This is a genomic window from Agrobacterium sp. LMR679, assembly GCF_027157905.1.
In the GTDB taxonomy this organism is placed as follows: domain Bacteria; phylum Pseudomonadota; class Alphaproteobacteria; order Rhizobiales; family Rhizobiaceae; genus Agrobacterium; species Agrobacterium leguminum.
On sequence record NZ_JAPVOJ010000001.1, the window covers coordinates 968,330 to 984,901 of the forward strand.

Annotated in this window: 8 protein-coding genes; 5 read left to right on the forward strand and 3 right to left on the reverse strand. The window is 61.0% G+C overall.

The genetic code is table 11. The features are described from left to right. Positions 1-154: 154 nt before the first annotated feature. From O3W47_RS04540 to O3W47_RS04560, 5 genes are all read left to right on the forward strand, one after another. Positions 155-3,097 carry an ice nucleation-like protein gene (locus tag O3W47_RS04540; protein ID WP_127758117.1) on the forward strand — a complete coding sequence of 981 codons (2,943 nt, stop codon included), beginning with the start codon at positions 155-157 and terminating at the stop codon, positions 3,095-3,097. A gap of 94 nt (positions 3,098-3,191) precedes the next feature. Further along, positions 3,192-4,157 carry a glycosyltransferase gene (locus tag O3W47_RS04545; protein ID WP_127758116.1) on the forward strand — a complete coding sequence of 322 codons (966 nt, stop codon included), beginning with the start codon at positions 3,192-3,194 and terminating at the stop codon, positions 4,155-4,157. A gap of 220 nt (positions 4,158-4,377) precedes the next feature. Beyond that, on the forward strand, positions 4,378-6,423 hold the full coding sequence (locus O3W47_RS04550; RefSeq protein WP_442864606.1) for an O-linked N-acetylglucosamine transferase, SPINDLY family protein: 2,046 nt from the start codon (positions 4,378-4,380) through the stop codon (positions 6,421-6,423). 102 nt (positions 6,424-6,525) lie between these two features. Beyond that, the gene (gene glf / locus O3W47_RS04555) at positions 6,526-7,683 is read left to right on the forward strand and encodes a UDP-galactopyranose mutase (protein ID WP_020811333.1); all 1,158 of its coding nucleotides are present in this window, start codon (positions 6,526-6,528) and stop codon (positions 7,681-7,683) included. 196 nt (positions 7,684-7,879) lie between these two features. Continuing rightward, complete coding sequence (locus O3W47_RS04560; RefSeq protein WP_269313098.1) at positions 7,880-13,066, forward strand: beta strand repeat-containing protein; 5,187 nt, start codon at positions 7,880-7,882, stop codon at positions 13,064-13,066. Positions 13,067-13,168: 102 nt separating this feature from the next. Here O3W47_RS04560 and O3W47_RS04565 read toward each other — a convergent pair whose 3' ends face one another. The 3 genes from O3W47_RS04565 to msuE form a co-directional block, all read right to left on the reverse strand. Next, entirely contained in the window at positions 13,169-14,596 is a 1,428-nt protein-coding gene (locus O3W47_RS04565) for an FAD/NAD(P)-binding protein (protein WP_135398750.1), read from the reverse strand. A 181-nt stretch (positions 14,597-14,777) separates the two neighbouring features. After that, complete coding sequence (gene sfnG, locus O3W47_RS04570) at positions 14,778-15,881, reverse strand: dimethylsulfone monooxygenase SfnG (RefSeq protein ID WP_269313099.1); 1,104 nt, start codon at positions 15,879-15,881, stop codon at positions 14,778-14,780. A 22-nt stretch (positions 15,882-15,903) separates the two neighbouring features. Then, positions 15,904-16,494 carry an FMN reductase gene (gene msuE, locus O3W47_RS04575; RefSeq protein ID WP_269313710.1) on the reverse strand — a complete coding sequence of 197 codons (591 nt, stop codon included), beginning with the start codon at positions 16,492-16,494 and terminating at the stop codon, positions 15,904-15,906. Between the last annotated feature and the right edge of the window lie 78 nt (positions 16,495-16,572).

A 16,572-nucleotide genomic window follows, 5' to 3' on the forward strand; every position in this document is an offset into this window, starting at 1 on the left:
GGCTCGAATTGCATGATGCGTTTCCAGCGCAGGTTCACATGAGCCATGTTCTCCACAATTTCGCTTTATTTGCGGATGTCGGACCGCTGTCATCACGGGCAGTGTCTGGCAGCAGATAGGCGTGACCAGTCGCCATCCGGTAAAGGACACGTTCATGACGTCTATTCTCTCCTCACTGTCTGCTGTGCAGATTTCCAAGCTTTCCACTTCCACGATCGCCAGCCTAACCTCGGAAGACGTGAATGCGCTGGACAGCACCAAGATCAAGGCCCTCTCGTCGTCTCAGATCGCTTCTTTGAGCACAGATAACCTTGCTCTTTTCAGCTCTGAAGATCTTCGGGCCATTTCGGTCAGCGCCTTCAAGGGCTTGACTCTGACCCAGATCGCAAAGCTGAGCTCCGCTCAGATCAGCGGCCTGTCGGCGTCTCAGGTTACGGCGCTTTATACCAGCCAGATCGACGCCCTCTCGACCGACCAGATCAAGGCTCTCAACTCGGCTCAGGTCGCCGGTCTCAGCTCCGCACAGGTTGCAACCCTGAACAGCAGCGAACTGGCGCTGTTCTCGACCGACGAAATCAAGGCGATCAGCGCCAACGCCATCGCCGGCCTGTCCGCAGCCGCGCTCGCTGCTCTCAGCACCGAAAACGCCGCCGCCCTGACAAAGTCTCAGATCGCCGCCCTGTCTTCGACGCAGCTGAACGCCCTGTCTTCCGACAGCCTTGCCACCTTCTCCGCCGACGAGATCAAGGCCATCAGCACCAAGCTCCTCGCCGGCCTCGATGTCACCAAGCTGAGCACCGGTAACGTCGCCGCCCTGAGCAGAACGCAGATTTCGGCGCTTTCCTCGGCACAGTTCGCAGCTCTGTCGACGGACCAGATCAAGGCCCTCAACTCCGATCAGGTCGCCGGCCTCAGCTCCGCTCAGGTCGCAACCCTCAGCAGCAGCGAGCTGGCTCTGTTCTCGACCGACGAAATCAAGGCGATCAGCGCCAATGCTGTCGCCGGCCTTTCCCTGGCTGGTCTCGGCACTGAAAACGCCGCTGCACTGACCAAGACGCAGATCGCCGGTCTGTCTTCGACACAGCTGAACGCCCTGTCCTCCGAGAGCCTTGCCACTTTCTCGACCGACGAGATCAAGGCCATCAGCACCAAGGCGCTTGCCGGCCTCGACGTCACCAAGCTGAGCACCGGAAACATTGCCGCCCTGAGCAGAGCGCAGGCGGCAGCGCTCTCCTCTGCACAGTTCGCAGCCCTGTCGACGGATCAGATCAAGGCCCTCAACTCCGATCAGGTCGCCGGCCTCAGCTCGGCTCAGGTTGCGACCCTCAGCAGCAGCGAGCTGGCACTCTTCTCGACCGACGAAATCAAGGCCATCAGCGCTAACGGCATTGCCGGCCTTTCCGCCGCTGCACTCGCTGCTCTCAGCACCGAAAACGCTGCGGCGCTGACAAAAACGCAGATCGCCGGTCTGTCTTCGACGCAGCTCAACGCCCTGACTTCCGATAGCCTTGCCACCTTCTCGACCGACGAGATCAAGGCCATCAGCGCCAGAGCCCTTGCCGGCCTCGACGCCAGCAAGCTGAGCACCGGCAACGTCGCCGCCCTGAGCAGAACACAGGCAGCGGCACTGTCCTCGGCACAGTTCGCAGCCCTGTCGACCGACCAGATCAAGGCTCTCAACTCCGATCAGGTCGCCGGCCTCAGCTCCGCGCAGGTCGCGACCCTCAGCAGCAGTGAACTGGCCCTGTTCTCCACCGATGAAATCAAGGCCATCAGCGCTAACGCCGTTGCCGGCCTTTCCGCAGCAGCGCTCGCTGCTCTCAGCACCGACAATGCCGCTGCACTGACCAAGACTCAGATCGCCGGCCTGTCTTCGGCACAGCTCAACGCCCTGACTTCCGATAGCCTTGCCACCTTCTCGACCGATGAAATCAAGGCGATCAGCACCAAGGCCCTTGCCGGCCTCGATGTCACCAAGCTGAGCACCGGCAACGTCGCCGCCCTCAGCAAAACGCAGATCACGGCACTCTCCTCGGCACAGTTCGCGGCGCTGTCGACCGACCAGATCAAGGCCCTCGGCTCGGAGCAGGTCTCCGGCCTCAGCTCCGCTCAGGTCGCGACCCTGAGCAGCGCCGAACTGGCTCTGTTCTCGACCGACGAAATCAAGGCCATCAGCGCCAATGCTGTCGCCGGCCTTTCCCTGGCTGGTCTCGGCACTGAAAATGCTGCCGCGCTGACCAAGACGCAGATCGCCGGCCTGTCTTCGACGCAGCTGAACGCTCTGTCTTCCGACAGCCTTGCCACCTTCTCGACCGACGAGATCAAGGCCATCAGCACCAAGGCGCTTGCCGGCCTCGACGTTACCAAGCTGAGCACCGGCAACGTCGCCGCCCTGAGCAAAGCACAGGCGGCAGCGCTCTCCTCTGCACAGTTCGCAGCCCTGTCGACCGATCAGATCAAGGCCCTCGGTTCCGAACAGGTCTCCGGTCTCAGCTCCGCTCAGATTGCAACCCTGAGCAGCGCCGAGCTGGCTCTGTTCTCGACCGATGAGATCAAGGCCATCAGCGCCAACGCCATCTCCGGTCTTACCCTGGCCGGTCTCGGCACTGAAAACGCCGCCGCTCTGACCAAGACGCAGATCGCCGGCCTGTCTTCGACGCAGCTTAACGCTCTGTCCTCCGACAGCCTTGCCACCTTCTCGACCGATGAGATCAAGGCCATCAGCACCAAGGCTCTCGCCGGCATCGACGCCACCAAGCTGAGCACCGGCAACGTCGCCGCCCTCAGCAAAGCACAGGCGGCAGCGCTCTCCTCGGCGCAGTTCGCGGCCCTGTCGACCGACCAGATCAAGGCCCTCAACTCCGATCAGGTCTCCGGCCTCAGCTCCGCGCAGGTCGCGACCCTGAACAGCACTGAACTGGGCCTCTTCTCGACCGACGAGATCAAGGCCATCAGCGCCAATGCCATCGCAGGCCTTTCCACCGCTGCCATCGCTGGTCTCAGCAGCAGCCAGGCCGGTGCGCTCTCGGCCCAGCAGCTGAAGGTCATGAACGATGCACAGGTCGAGGCGGTCATCAAAGCCTACAAGGCAGTATAAGCCTTAAACGACCCGACAAAACCTACGACGCGGCTCAGGCCGCGTCGTAACATTTTAATTGCAGAATGCCCCAGAAGGACATTCAGTATCTGTCATGGCAAAAATATCCGTCATCATCCCGGCCTACAACATGGCCAGTCTTATCGGCGAGACACTCGACAGTGTTCTGCGCAATGAAACCGAGATGGATATCGTCGTCGTCGACGATGCCTCCACCGACAATACCTGCGACATCGTCGAGCAATACATCGCGCGGCACGCCAATATAAGGCTGATGCGCAGCGAGACGAACACCGGGCCGGGCGTTGCCCGCAACAGGGCGCTGGCGACCATCGACAGCGAATATTGCCTGTTTCACGACGCTGACGACCTCCTGCACGACGGAGCTGTCGATACCGTTCTGCCCTTGATGGATGAGACGAATATCGATGTCGCCGCATTCAGATATAGCGTGCTGAGAACGGCAGATGGCCCTGCCGGCGAAATGGCGCCTATCGACAAGAATATCTGGGACAGCGTCCTCGGCAGCCGCGACAGTGCAATGATCGACCTCGACTCGACCGCGCAATTCCTGGTGACGATCAATTACCCATGGAACAAGATACTGCGGACCTCTTTCATTCGCCGGACGAACTGGCGCTTCTCCACGGCGCGGATCAACGAAGATATCCTGCCGCACTGGGCGGCCTATATGAATGCCGGACGGTTTCTGGCCATTAACAGCAGCCTGACAACACACCGTCTCGTCCCCGGGCGGGAGCAGCATACGAGCACGTTCGACGAGCGCCGGCTTGAGATGTTCGCGGCGCTGAAAGACATCGAGAAGCTTTTCCTGGACAATCCGATCTTCAGGGCAAAATATTACCCGATCTTCATCGTCTTCAAGGCGGGTTTGCTGGAATGGGCGGCCAAGCAGATGCGGCAGGACCTGCACGGTCTTTTCCGCGAATATGTCGCACATTCATATCAATACTTCACGGATGAAGACTTCGACAGTGTTTATCGGATCAACCCGTCGATCGCGCTGGCGAGCTACAGGATGAAATACTCTCATCGCTAGATCATGAGAGTGATCCTTACTGCGGCATGACAGCATCAATCTCCCGGAAGCCGGCGCCTGACCGGGAGGAAACTTCGTCCGGCCACACCACAGGCTGATCCGGGCAAGCAACCCCGCTTCAAACACATCCAGCCACAGGCAAGTTACCTGCTATAGCTAAGGACGGCCCATCAACAGGCTGTTCTTATCTTCGACCCTTTGTCGCTTGCCGCAGGATGTCATGACCGCCAATCCCGTCTCACCTTCAAACGACGCCGCCGCTCCCAGCGCCCTTGATCTTGCGCGGAACCAGCGGATGAGTCTCATGGATCTGCTGAGCGTAACCGAGGCGCTCAGTGCCGCCGGTCAGCGAGCCGCGGCTGCGGAACTCTACAAGACCTGGGTTGCGTTCAACGACAACAATCCCGTCATTCATCTCGCCTATTTCAACTATGCCGTTGCGCTCAGCCAGCTTGGCGACCGTGCAGGCGCCGTCCAAGCTTTCCGCGCCTGTTTGAAGGCCAATCCGCAATTCGCTCCCGGTTACATCAATCTCGGTCGTGTCCTCGAAGATAGCGGGTTGATCGGCCAGGCCGTGGAACAATGGTCGCATTATGCCGAAACGACGAAGCACCTCGACGCCGAAGCGATTGGCCATCGGCACATGGCCCTGCAGAACATCGGCCGCGTTCTCGAAGGCGCCGGAAAGCTCGAGGATGCTGAAACCGCCTTGCTGCAGGCGTTCGAGCTGCGGCCGGAATTGCCGGAGGCAGGCCAGCACTGGGTGTCGTTGCGGCAGCGCCAGTGCAAGTGGCCGGTGCTTGCACCCTCCAGCCATGTCCCTGCCCGCAAGATGCTCGATGCGATGTCCTCGCTGACACTGAGCTGCTACGCCGACGATCCAATGTTCCAGCTGGCCAAGGCATATCGCTACAGCAAAACGGTGGTCGGCACGCGGCCGGACCTCAGCCGTTTTCCGCGCAGATCGCCGAAGCTGAAGTCCGGAACCGGTGAGCGGCTGCGCGTCGGTTACCTCTCGTCGGATCTTCGCGATCATGCCGTGGGCTTCGCTCTCTGCGAGGTTCTGGAGTTGCATGACAGGGACAGCCTTGAGGTCTTCGCCTATTATTGCGGTAACGTCCGCAACACCGACAGCACGCAGGAGCGGATCAAGGCAGCAGTCCATTGCTGGCGGGATATCCACGGCCTGGACGATGCCGCTGCGGCATCGCAGATCATCTCCGACGAAATCGATATTCTGATCGACGTGAACGGCTACACCAAGGACGCGCGCACGAAGATTTTCGCCTATCGCCCCGCGCCGGTCATCGTCAGTTTCTGCGGTTACCCCGGATCGATGGGAAGCCCGTTCCATCAGTACCTGATTTCGGACGGTTACATGATCCCGCCGGAGAACGACATCTATTACTCCGAGAAGGTCCTGCGCATCGCCTGCGACCAGCCGCTCGACCGCAAGCGGCCCATCGCCGCCCGGCCAAGCCGGGCCGAGGTGGGGCTGCCGGAGGATGCGTTCGTCTATGCCAGCTTCAACGGCATGCAGAAGATTACCGAAAGCTGCTTTGCGCGATGGATGACGATCCTGTCGCAGACGCCGGGCAGCCTGTTGTGGCTGCTGGCAGGCGATGAAGACGTCAATCAGCACCTGCAGGCCATCGCAGAAAAAAGCGGCGTCTCACCTGACCGGCTCGTATTTGCGCCGAAGGTTCCGAACCCGCAGCACATCGCCCGTATCGGCGTTGCCGATCTGTTTCTGGACACGTTCCCCTATGGCGCACACTCCACGGCCGCGGACGCCATAACATCCGGCCTGCCCGTCCTTACCATGTCCGGCAAGACATTTGCGGCACGCTTCTGCGGCAGCATCGTCACCGCAGCGGGTGTTCCGGAAATGATCTGCTCTTCGCCGGAAGACTATGTCGCCCGCGCCATCGGTTTCGAACGCGACAGGAAGAAGCTTCTGGAGGTCAGAGAATCGATCGCCCGGCAGCGGGATACCAGCGTATTGCGGGATATTCCCGCCCTGGCGCGCCGTCTGGAAGAGCTGTTCTGGCAAATGCAGGGCGAATGCGAACGCGGCGAGACGCCGGTGCCGGATCTCAGCAATCTCGATCTTTATTACGAGCTGGGCGCGGAAGCCGTGTTCGAGAACGTGGAGTTCGAAGACGAGCAGAGCTATCGCAATCGCTATCTCAAGAAGCTCTCTCAATGGCACGACTATTCGCCAATTCCCTATGACAATCGCCTCTGGCGGAAACCGGATAACTGAGCACGGGATAGTCTCGGCCGGCCGGGGCATGCGCTGCGCGGCACCTCTTCGATGCAAATCTCGACCGCCCGCCGGGCGACGTATGAACGGGACTGATTACCAATGTTCGCGGACGAAAGAATTGTGATTGTGGGCGCCGGACTTTCCGGCGCGGTCATCGGCCGGGAGCTGGCGCTGGCAGGCCACAGGGTCGATATCGTCGATGCCCGCGACCACATTGCCGGCAATTGCCACACCGAACGCGACGGTGAGACCGGCGTTATGGTGCATGTTTACGGTCCGCATATTTTCCATACCGACGACAAGGAAGTCTGGGACTATGTGAACGGCTTTCAGACATTCATGCCTTACAAGAACCGGGTCAAAACGACGAGCGGCGAGCGCGTCTATTCGCTGCCAGTCAATCTGCACACGATCAACCAGTTCTTCGGCAAGAATTTCCGGCCCGATGAAGCCAGAGCCTTCATCGAGGAAAAGGCCGACAAGTCGATTACCGATCCACAGACCTTCGAGGAGCAGGCGCTGCGTTTCGTCGGCCGCGATCTCTATGAAGCCTTCTTCAAGGGATACACCGAGAAACAATGGGGCTGCTCGCCGACAGAACTGCCAGCCTCCATCCTGAAACGCCTGCCCGTGCGCTTCAACTATGACGACAACTACTTCTTCCACAAATATCAGGGCATGCCGGAAACCGGCTATACGGACATGATCGAACGCATCCTCGATCATCCGAACATCAGCGTCAAACTTGGCACACATTTCCAGCGCGCCGAAGCGCCGGCCTCTGCACACGTCTTCTATTCCGGTCCGCTCGACGGCTATTTCGACTTTGAATTCGGCCGTCTGGCGTACCGGACGCTCAATTTCGAACGCTTCACCTATGACGGCGACTACCAGGGTTGCGCGGTGATGAACTATGGCGACGTTTCGGTGCCCTTTACCCGCATCACCGAACACAAGCACTTTTCTCCGTGGGAAGACCATGCCGGCTCCGTCTGCTACAGGGAGTTCTCCCATGAATGCGGCCCGCAGGACATTCCCTATTATCCTATCCGGCTGGTCGAGGACAAAGAACAGCTCGCCGAATATGTGGCGCGCGCCGAACGGGAAGCGTCGGTAACCTTTGTGGGGCGGCTCGGGACCTATCGTTATCTCGACATGGATGCGACCATTCGCGAGGCGCTCGACACCGCCCGCCTCTATCTCGCCCGGCGAGCGGAGGGCGCTCCCATGCCGGCATTCCTGCATTCGCCCGTCTGAGGGACGGGCCTGTCCGTTCTCTTCCATCAAAGCAGGCAATTAACGCTCCAGCGGCTGAAGCGTAACAACTTCAGGTTCAGGCAAGCCCGATTGCGTACTCAACATTTGAAAAATGGTGGACCTGCGTAACCGACCCCCTTCCGGGGCTTTAGCAGAAAATCCACCTGTTGGGCCTGGACTTTAGGATTTTTCAGACATGACGTCGATCATTTCTTCCCTGAACGTCAATCAGATCAGATATCTTTCGACAGAGGCGGTCGCAGCCTGGACAACCGACGACGTGGCGTCGCTTTCCACAACGCAGATCAAAGCGCTCTCGTCGGCCCAGATCGCGGCACTGGATGTGGAGGATGTCAAAGTCCTCAACTCACAACAGTTGAGCGCCATTTCGCAGGGGGCCATCGTTGGCCTGACGCTGGATCAGCTCAACATTCTCGATCAATACGCCATCAAAAGCCTTAATTCGAGCCAGATTTCTGCGCTTACCACCACCCAGCTCCATGCCCTGACGACGGAACAGGCGGAGGCTTTGACCTCATCTCAGGTACGCGCCCTCAATGCGACGCAGATTGCCGCGCTGAGCGCGGAAGATATAGCGACGTTCTCAACCGCCGATATCGCAGCGCTCACGAGCAAAGCCATGCCGGGTCTGAGCACGGAGGTGATCGCAGGGCTTACCCCCGAGCAGATCGCGGCCCTGAGCACGAGCGCCGTTGCGAGCCTGACGACCGACCAGATCGCGGTCCTGAGCCCGGAACAGGCCGAAGCCCTGTCGCCGGCGCAGGTCAAAGTGCTGAGCTCTATGCAACTCGCTGCCCTCGGCACGGACGATATAGCGACATTCTCGACCGCCGACATCGCGGCGATTACCGTCAAGGCCATGCCGGGCCTCAGCACCGAGGCAATCGCAGCGTTTAGCCCGGACCGGATCGCCGCCCTCAGCGCAAGCACGATTGCCGGTCTGACGATCGACCAGATCGAAACCCTGAGCACCGCCCAGATCGCCGCATTGACGACGGCGCAGATTGCCGCACTCAAGACGACGCACATCGCCGCCCTGAGCACCAGCCAGGTCGAAGCCCTGTCGCCGGAACAGGTGAGGTCGCTGAGCGCGGCACAATTCGTGGCTCTCAGCGCGGAGGACATCGCGACATTCTCAACCGCCGATATAGCGGAGATCACCGGCAAAGCCATGCCCCGTCTGGGTACGGAGACGATCAGCACCCTTACCAAAGAGCAGATCGCCGCATTGACCACGGCCCAGATGAACGCCCTTGGCGTAGCGCAATTTCAGGCCTTGAGCGCCGGTCAGATCGAGGCCCTGTCAACCGCTCAGATTGCCGCCCTCAGCACCGGCGTGGTCGCAAACCTGATAGCCGACCAGATCGAAGCCTTCAGCACCCAGCAGGTAGAGGCCCTATCCTCGGCACAGGTGAAGTTGCTGAGCTCGATCCAGCTTGCGGCCCTGAGCGCGGAGGACATAGCAACATTCTCGACCGCCGATATCGCGGCGATCACGAGCAAAGCCGTGTCCGGCCTGAGTGCTGACGCAATCGCCGCGCTTTCCACCGCCCAGATCGCCGCCATGACCACCAGCGCCATTGCCGGCCTTACGGCCGATCAGATCGAGGCTTTGAGCACCGAGCAGGTCGAGGCCCTGTCTCCGACGCAGGTGAAGTCCCTGAGTTCAGCGCAGCTCGCAGCCCTGAGCATCGAGGATCTGGCGACATTCTCGACCGCCGATATCGCAGCGATCACGAATAAGGCCATGTCGGGCTTGAACACCGATGTTATCGCGGCCTTCACCACCGCTCAGATCGGCGCCCTCACCACCAGCGCCATTGCCGGCCTCACTTCCGATCAGATCGAAGCCCTGAGCGGCAATCAGGTCAGCCTTCTATCCACCGCGCAGATCAAGGCGTTGAGCTCGGTTCAGGTCGCCGCCCTGGGCAACGATGTGGCCGCCCTGTCCACCAGCCAAACGGCCATGTTGAGCACATCGGGCATCAAGGGCCTGACCAGCGATCAGATTGCGGCCCTCAGCATCGATCAGTTCGCGGCCCTGACCACGGCCCAGATCGCGGCTTTCGGCTCGGGGCAGATTGCGGCATTGAGCACGGACAATATAGCATCGCTTTCCGTGGCCCAGCTTGCGGCAATGAGCACCTCCGGCATCCTGGGACTTTCGACCGGCCAGATCGCCGCCCTCAGCACCGACCAGGTTTCCAAGCTGTCGACCAAGCAGATGGCGCGGTTGAGCTCGGCACAAATTGCCACCCTCGGCACGGACGACATAGCCGCTCTTTCAACAGCCCAGATCGCCTCCCTGAGCGCTGCGGGCATTACGGGACTAAGCGCGCAGCAGCTGGCGACCCTCACCACCAGCCAGGTCGAAGCCTTAACGAGCGCGCAAATCGTCAATCTCGGCTCCACACAGATTTCGCAGCTGGGGACGGACGATCTGGCGAAATTCACGACCAAGGACATCGCCGCAATCACTTCCAGCGCAATCGCAGGACTGTCGGCAGAGACCCTCGCGTCCCTGACGACAGCCCAGATTGCCGCCCTGAATGTACAAAGCATCGGTGCGTTGAGCACCGCGCAGATCGCCGCCCTGAGTATCGCCCAGGTCGAGGCCTTGACCACCGCCCAGGTTGGCGCTCTCAGCTCGAAACAGATCGCCGCCTTGAGCGCGGACGACATTGCGACATTCTCGACCAAGGATATCGCCGCGATCAGTTCCAGTGCGATCGCCGGATTGTCGGCAGAGACCATCGCCTCCCTGACGACAGCCCAGATTGCCGCCCTGAACGTGCAAAGCATCGGTGCGTTGAACACCGCGCAGATCGCCGCCCTGAGCACCGCACAGGTCGAGGCCTTGACCAGCGCCCAGGTCGGGGCGCTCAGCTCGACGCAGATAGCGGCCCTGAGCGCGGAGGATATGGCCACGTTCTCGACCAAGGACATTGCTGCCCTCAGTTCGAATGCAATCCCGGGCTTGTCAACGCAAACCATAGCGTCGCTGACGACAGCGCAGATCGCAGCGCTGAGTACGGCTGGCGTTAGTGGGCTGAGCACCGGGCAGGTCGCAGCGCTCACTGGCGATCAGGTGGACGCCCTGACCAGTACCCAAATCGCGGCACTCAACTCCAAACAGGTTGCGGCCCTGAGCGTGGCTGACATCGCCTCGCTTTCAGCAGCCCAGATAGCCTCCCTCAGCACGGCGGGCATAACGGGCCTGACCACTGACCAGATCGCGGCCCTCGACACCGCGCAGGTCGAGGCTTTGACCGATACTCAGGTCGGTGCTCTCAGCTCGAAACAGATTGCAGTCTTGGGTACGGACGACATGGCAACGTTCTCGACCAAGGACATTGCCGCGATCAGTTCAAATGCCATCCCGGGCTTGTCAACGGAGACCATCGCGTCGCTGACCACGGCCCAGGTCGCAGCCTTGAGTGCGGCTGGCGTTGGAGGGCTGAACACCGGGCAGGTCGCCGTCCTGACGAGCGATCAAGTCGACGCCCTGATCAGTATCCAGGTCGGCGCCCTCACCTCCAGACAGGTTGCCGCCCTCAGCGTGGCCAGCATCGCCTCGCTTTCGGCAACCCAGATAGCCGCCCTCAGCACGGCGGGCATAGCAGGCCTGACCACCGATCAGATCGCCGCTCTCAACACCGCACAGGTCGAGGCCTTCACCAGTGCTCAGATCGGTGTCCTCAGCGCAAAACAAATTGCGGCCCTCAGCGCCGGTGGCCTTGATACATTCACTGCCGCCGAGCTGGCTGTCATCAGCTCGAGTGCAATCTCGGGCCTGTCGACAGCGGCAATCGCTTCGCTGACGACGGCGCAGATCGCCGCCCTGGGCGCGGCCGCAGTACCCGGCCTGACCACCGCCCAGATCGCGGCCCTCGGCACCGGTCAGGTGGATGCCCTCACCAGCGCCCAGATCGCCGCCCTCACCTCCAAGCAGGTTGCGGCTCTGAGCGTCGCGAGTATCGCCTCGCTCTCGGCAGCCCAGATCGCCGCCCTCAGCACGGCGGGCACGGCGGGCCTGACCACCGATCAGATCACGGCCCTCGACACCGGTCAGGTCGAGGCCCTGACCGGCAGTCAGATCGGCACTCTCAGTTCGAAACAGATCGCGGCCCTCAGCGCCGGCGATCTCGATACATTCACTGCCGCCGAGCTGGCCGCCATCAGTTCGAATGCGGTCTCGGGCCTGTCGACAGCGACCATCGCTTCGTTGACGACCGCTCAGATCGCCGCGCTCGGCGCGGCGGCAATACCGGGCCTGACCACGGATCAGATCGCGGCTCTCGGCACCGGTCAGGTGAGCGCGCTGACCAATGCGCAGATCAGCGCCCTCACTTCCAAACAGGTTGCGGCCCTGAATACGGCCGACATCGCCTCCCTTTCCGTCAGCCAGATAGCGGCTCTGGACGCCAAGGCGATTGCAGGCCTTGGCAGCGCACAGACCGGTGCGTTGAGCATTGAACAGGTCCAGACATTATCCACCCGGCAGATAGCATCGCTGAACTCGGATGCGCTCAAGGGCCTGTCCGCGGAGATGCTGGAAACCTTCTCGACGGAGGAACTCGCGGCTATCGGTTCAAGCGCGATAAAGGGACTGTCCACGGACTTTATCGCCGCTCTTTCCACCGCCGAGGTTGCGGCCCTGAGCACGGCTGGCGTCGCCGGATTGACCGGCGATCAGATCAATGCCCTCGGCAAGGACCAGATCGAAGCACTCTCCACCAGCCAGATCGCCGCATTGAGTTCGGCCGGACTTGCGGGATTGACGGCGGATGATCTGGATACATTCTCGACCGGGGAACTCGCCGCCATCAGTTCGACGGCGATCAAGGGACTGTCCGCCACCGTCGTGGCCTCCCTGTCTTCTCAGGAGATCGCCGCTTTGACGACGGGCCAGGTGGCTGCGCTGAGCTACGGTCAGGTCGCGGCAATGGGGTCCGCGCAAATCGGAGCGCTGTCACTGTCACAGGTCAGCGTCCTCAACGCGCTGCAGGCAGCCGCGCTTGGCGGCGACGACCTGACGGCATTTTCCACCGAGCAGATCATCAGCCTGAGTTCGAGCGCGATCTCGGGATTGGGCACCAGTACGCTCGCTGCCCTGACGGCCTCCCAGGCGGCAGCCTTCACGCCAGGCCAGGTCGCCGCCATGACATCGGCGCAGGTTACGGCCCTAAACAGCGCCAAGACCACCAACAGCTCAGTGCAGGATATCGCCTCCCTGATCTCAACCACCGATGAAACGACTTCAACCCAGGAGAGCGCGACCAGCACATCAGTGGAGGCTTCAAGTGAAACGCAGGAGGCGTCTGACGTCGCTGCAACCATTTTGTCGTATCTGGACGTCTGACTTTAGCCTGCGAATAGAGGGAAATAACCGGGCCGGGATAGCTGCCGTCGCCTGATGGCAGCCGTCATTTCGCCGGCTCATCAACGCCGCGTCAGTTTGCGTTCAGACCGGCGCCGGGCTGCTCGTCGCTGACGCAAGGCTCCGTGCGATTTCTCCGGCAACGAAGATCGCGTGCTCGGTGACCTGGGGCAGGCCCATCAGCTCACCAAAGGTTCCGCGCGCCAGCGGACCGCCGATCAGCAGCGTTTCAATGGCCTGGCCGCGGCTGTCGAGGGCGCGGGATCGCTCGTCGCAGTGAATGCCCAGCCCCGTCGGGCAAAAGGTCAAAAGCCCCGCCTGCTCCAGACCGGAAAGAAAAGCCTGCGATTTCAGAATTCCACCATGGGCGGGACCGGTCGTCACGACGATAGCATCGACGTCGAGCCGCGCGACGTCCCTTTTGCCACGAAACCGCAGATCGACATGCAACGAACCGTCTTCGCCAGCCTTTGCGGACACAAGCGACCCGGCGACGATCTGTAGCTGGCCCGAAATTATGGCCTCATCCAGAAGTTTCTCCACCTGCGGCGCGATCCTGAACCGGTGCGCGTCCCAGAAGGGCCGCAACCACCGCACCACCCTGCGCTTTTCGATCAGCGGAAGGTTCCGCCATATGTTGCGTCCCTGCAGGCGAACGGCGTCCAGAACGCCATGCCAGCTCGCACCGCCCGCTTGCGACACTCGCACAGCCTCTCGAATCCGCCGCAATAATTCCGATGCGCGTCTGGAGGGCGGATCGATAAAATCGCCGTAGGGTTCCTGCGGCAAGGCCGGATGGCCACGCGACCGCAAGCCGCGGCGCGACAGCGAAACGACCCGCGCATGATGGCCGCGCCGGTGGAGCGCGGCAAAGGCATCAGCCGCGGTCAAGCCATTGCCGACGATCAGAATGCGGTCACCCGCGGCGATATTTTCCAGCGCGGCGTCCGCATTCAAGTCCGCCACCAGTTTCAGATGACCGGCAAGCGGTTTCAACACCTGCGGAAGCGCCGGCGGCGGATGGCTTGTGGCAACCACCACGATGTCCGCGAAGTGGCTATCGCCGTCTGCGGTTTGCAGCTCCCAGCCATCCGCATGGCGGGCCACATGTTCCACCGTGCTGCGCCTGTGCTCAACAATGCCCGCATCCAGCAAAGGCGCGATCTCGGCCGCGACATAGGCGCCGAAGACCCTGCGTTGCGGATAGGCCTGCCCGTCGGGCAAAACCGCTGCTGCATCGCCCGCCAGGGCGTTCGATGTGTCGAGATAATGGAGGAAATTATCCGGATCATCAGGATAAAGCGTCATGCGGCCGGCCGGTACGTTGATCCGGTTGGCCGGCTCCGGCGTGGAATAGGCAAGCCCCGCACCCAACGCCTCTCTCGGCTCGAACACGACGATCCGCACATTTTCGAACGGCCCAGCGGCCCGATGGAGATGAAGGGCAATCGCTGCCCCGCTAAATCCACCGCCTATGATGGCGACAATGGCATTATTCCGGCTCACTGACATTTCAACTCACGCGATCTCGGCGGCCACGGACCGAATAACGTCCGATTTTAGCAGCCGGGATGAAAAATTCACAGCGATGCGTGTCAGGCCGCGCAAGTTCGAAAGCCTGCGTCCCGTCCGGTTCGGCTGCGGCACTTTCGGCGGATGAGCGGCGACGGCCGCTCCACCTGTTCTGCCTGCGTTATTCGGCTGCAATCGCCGCGCTTTCCTCGGCCTCTTCGAGTGCGCGCACCAGCGGAATGACGTGCTTGCCGAAATACTCGACCTCCTCCTGGAAATGCAGGAAACCGAGCAGGATAAGATCGGCGCCGGCGCGCTTCAGGCGCACGATGCGCTCCGCCACCTGTTGAGGGGTGCCGATGAGGTTTGAGCGAAAACCGTCATTGTACTGAACGAGATCCTCGAAGCTGGATTTCGCCCAGTTGCCCTCTCCTTCCGGGGAGGCCTGGCCGGCATTCTTCACTTCATGGCCAAAAGCGTTGACCGCTTCCGGATTGGCCTTCTCGATGATTTCGGCAAGCACGGCCTTTGCCTCTTCCTCCGTCTCGCGCACGATGGCGAAAGCATTTACGCCGACCTTGACCGAATGATTGTTCTCAACGGCCTTGGCACGAATGTCATCGACCTGCCTTGCGATCTCTTCCGGGGTGTTACCGTTGGTGAAGTACCAGTCGGAAACGCGGGCCGCCATATCGCGGGCTGCGCGCGAAGAACCGCCCTGAAAAATTTCGGGCTGCGGATCGACCGGTTTCGGCTTCAGGGAATAATTGTTGAAGCGATAGAAATCGCCGCGGAAGGTGAAGCTGTCTTCCGTCCAGATGCCGCGCAATGCACGGATGAACTCCTCCGAGCGGCGATAGCGCTCGTCGTGGTCGAGCCACGGTTCGCCGATGGCATGGAACTCGCCGCGAAACCAGCCGCTGACAATGTTGACCGCAACGCGGCCATTGGTGAGGTGGTTAATCGTGGCGATCTGTTTTGCAGCGAGCGCCGGGTTCCACGGCCCTGGCAGAATGGCGGCGATGACCTTCAGCGTCTTTGTCGACTCCAGCAGGGAATGGCTGAAAGACACGGATTCATGCTGGAACTCGGCGCCGTAACCGGCCGTGAATCGAATCTGGCTCAGCGCATAATCGAAGCCGCTCGCTTCCGCGATCTGCGCGAGCTTGCGGTTATAGTCGATGGTCCAGCTGGTGCGTTGTTCAATGTTGGAGATGACGAGGCCACCGGAAACATTCGGAACCCAATAGGCGAATTTAACGGGCTCGGCGGTGCGTGCGGTCATGATAAATTCCTCTCTTGCAATCTCAGTTAGCAGCCGCTTCGCGTGAAACGACGGAAAGCGTCGGATGGTGATCGCCGCCGCCAAGTGCTTTGGCGGGTAAAAGCTCGAACAGATCGGTGACGGCGCGCTCAATGCGCGCTTCGACGGCCGGGTTTGAAAGCGTGTATCCGGTAAGATCCGCCTCGACGGCATAAACCGTGGTCGGCACGGTAAGAGCGCCGAAGAAGCCAAACAGCGGACGGAACTGGTGTTCCAGCATCAGGCCATGCAACGGCGAGCCGCCGGTCGCGGCAAGGATCACGCGTCGACCCTGCAGGGCACGGAAATCGACAAGATCGAATAAATGCTTGAGCGCGCCCGTATAGGACGCGCGATAGACCGGCGAACCGACGACGAGCACATCGGCAGCCTCGACGGCATCGATGATCCTACGCCCGGCCTCGTCGAGCTGGTCTGCGCGCAATGCCCGAAATAGAACCGGCGCGGCATCGGCAAGATCGATGAGGTCGGTTTCAACCTTCGCCGTCCGCCCGATCGCCGCAACAATTCGTTCAACGACATGCGCCGTGCGGGATGGCCGCTTCACACTACCGGAAATGCCAAGGATCTTCATATCCATTCGCCCTTCTTTTGTGTGTATTTTCTATGTTTTTAATAGGTTATCAAAGACGCTCATTCCAAAAGCCGTATA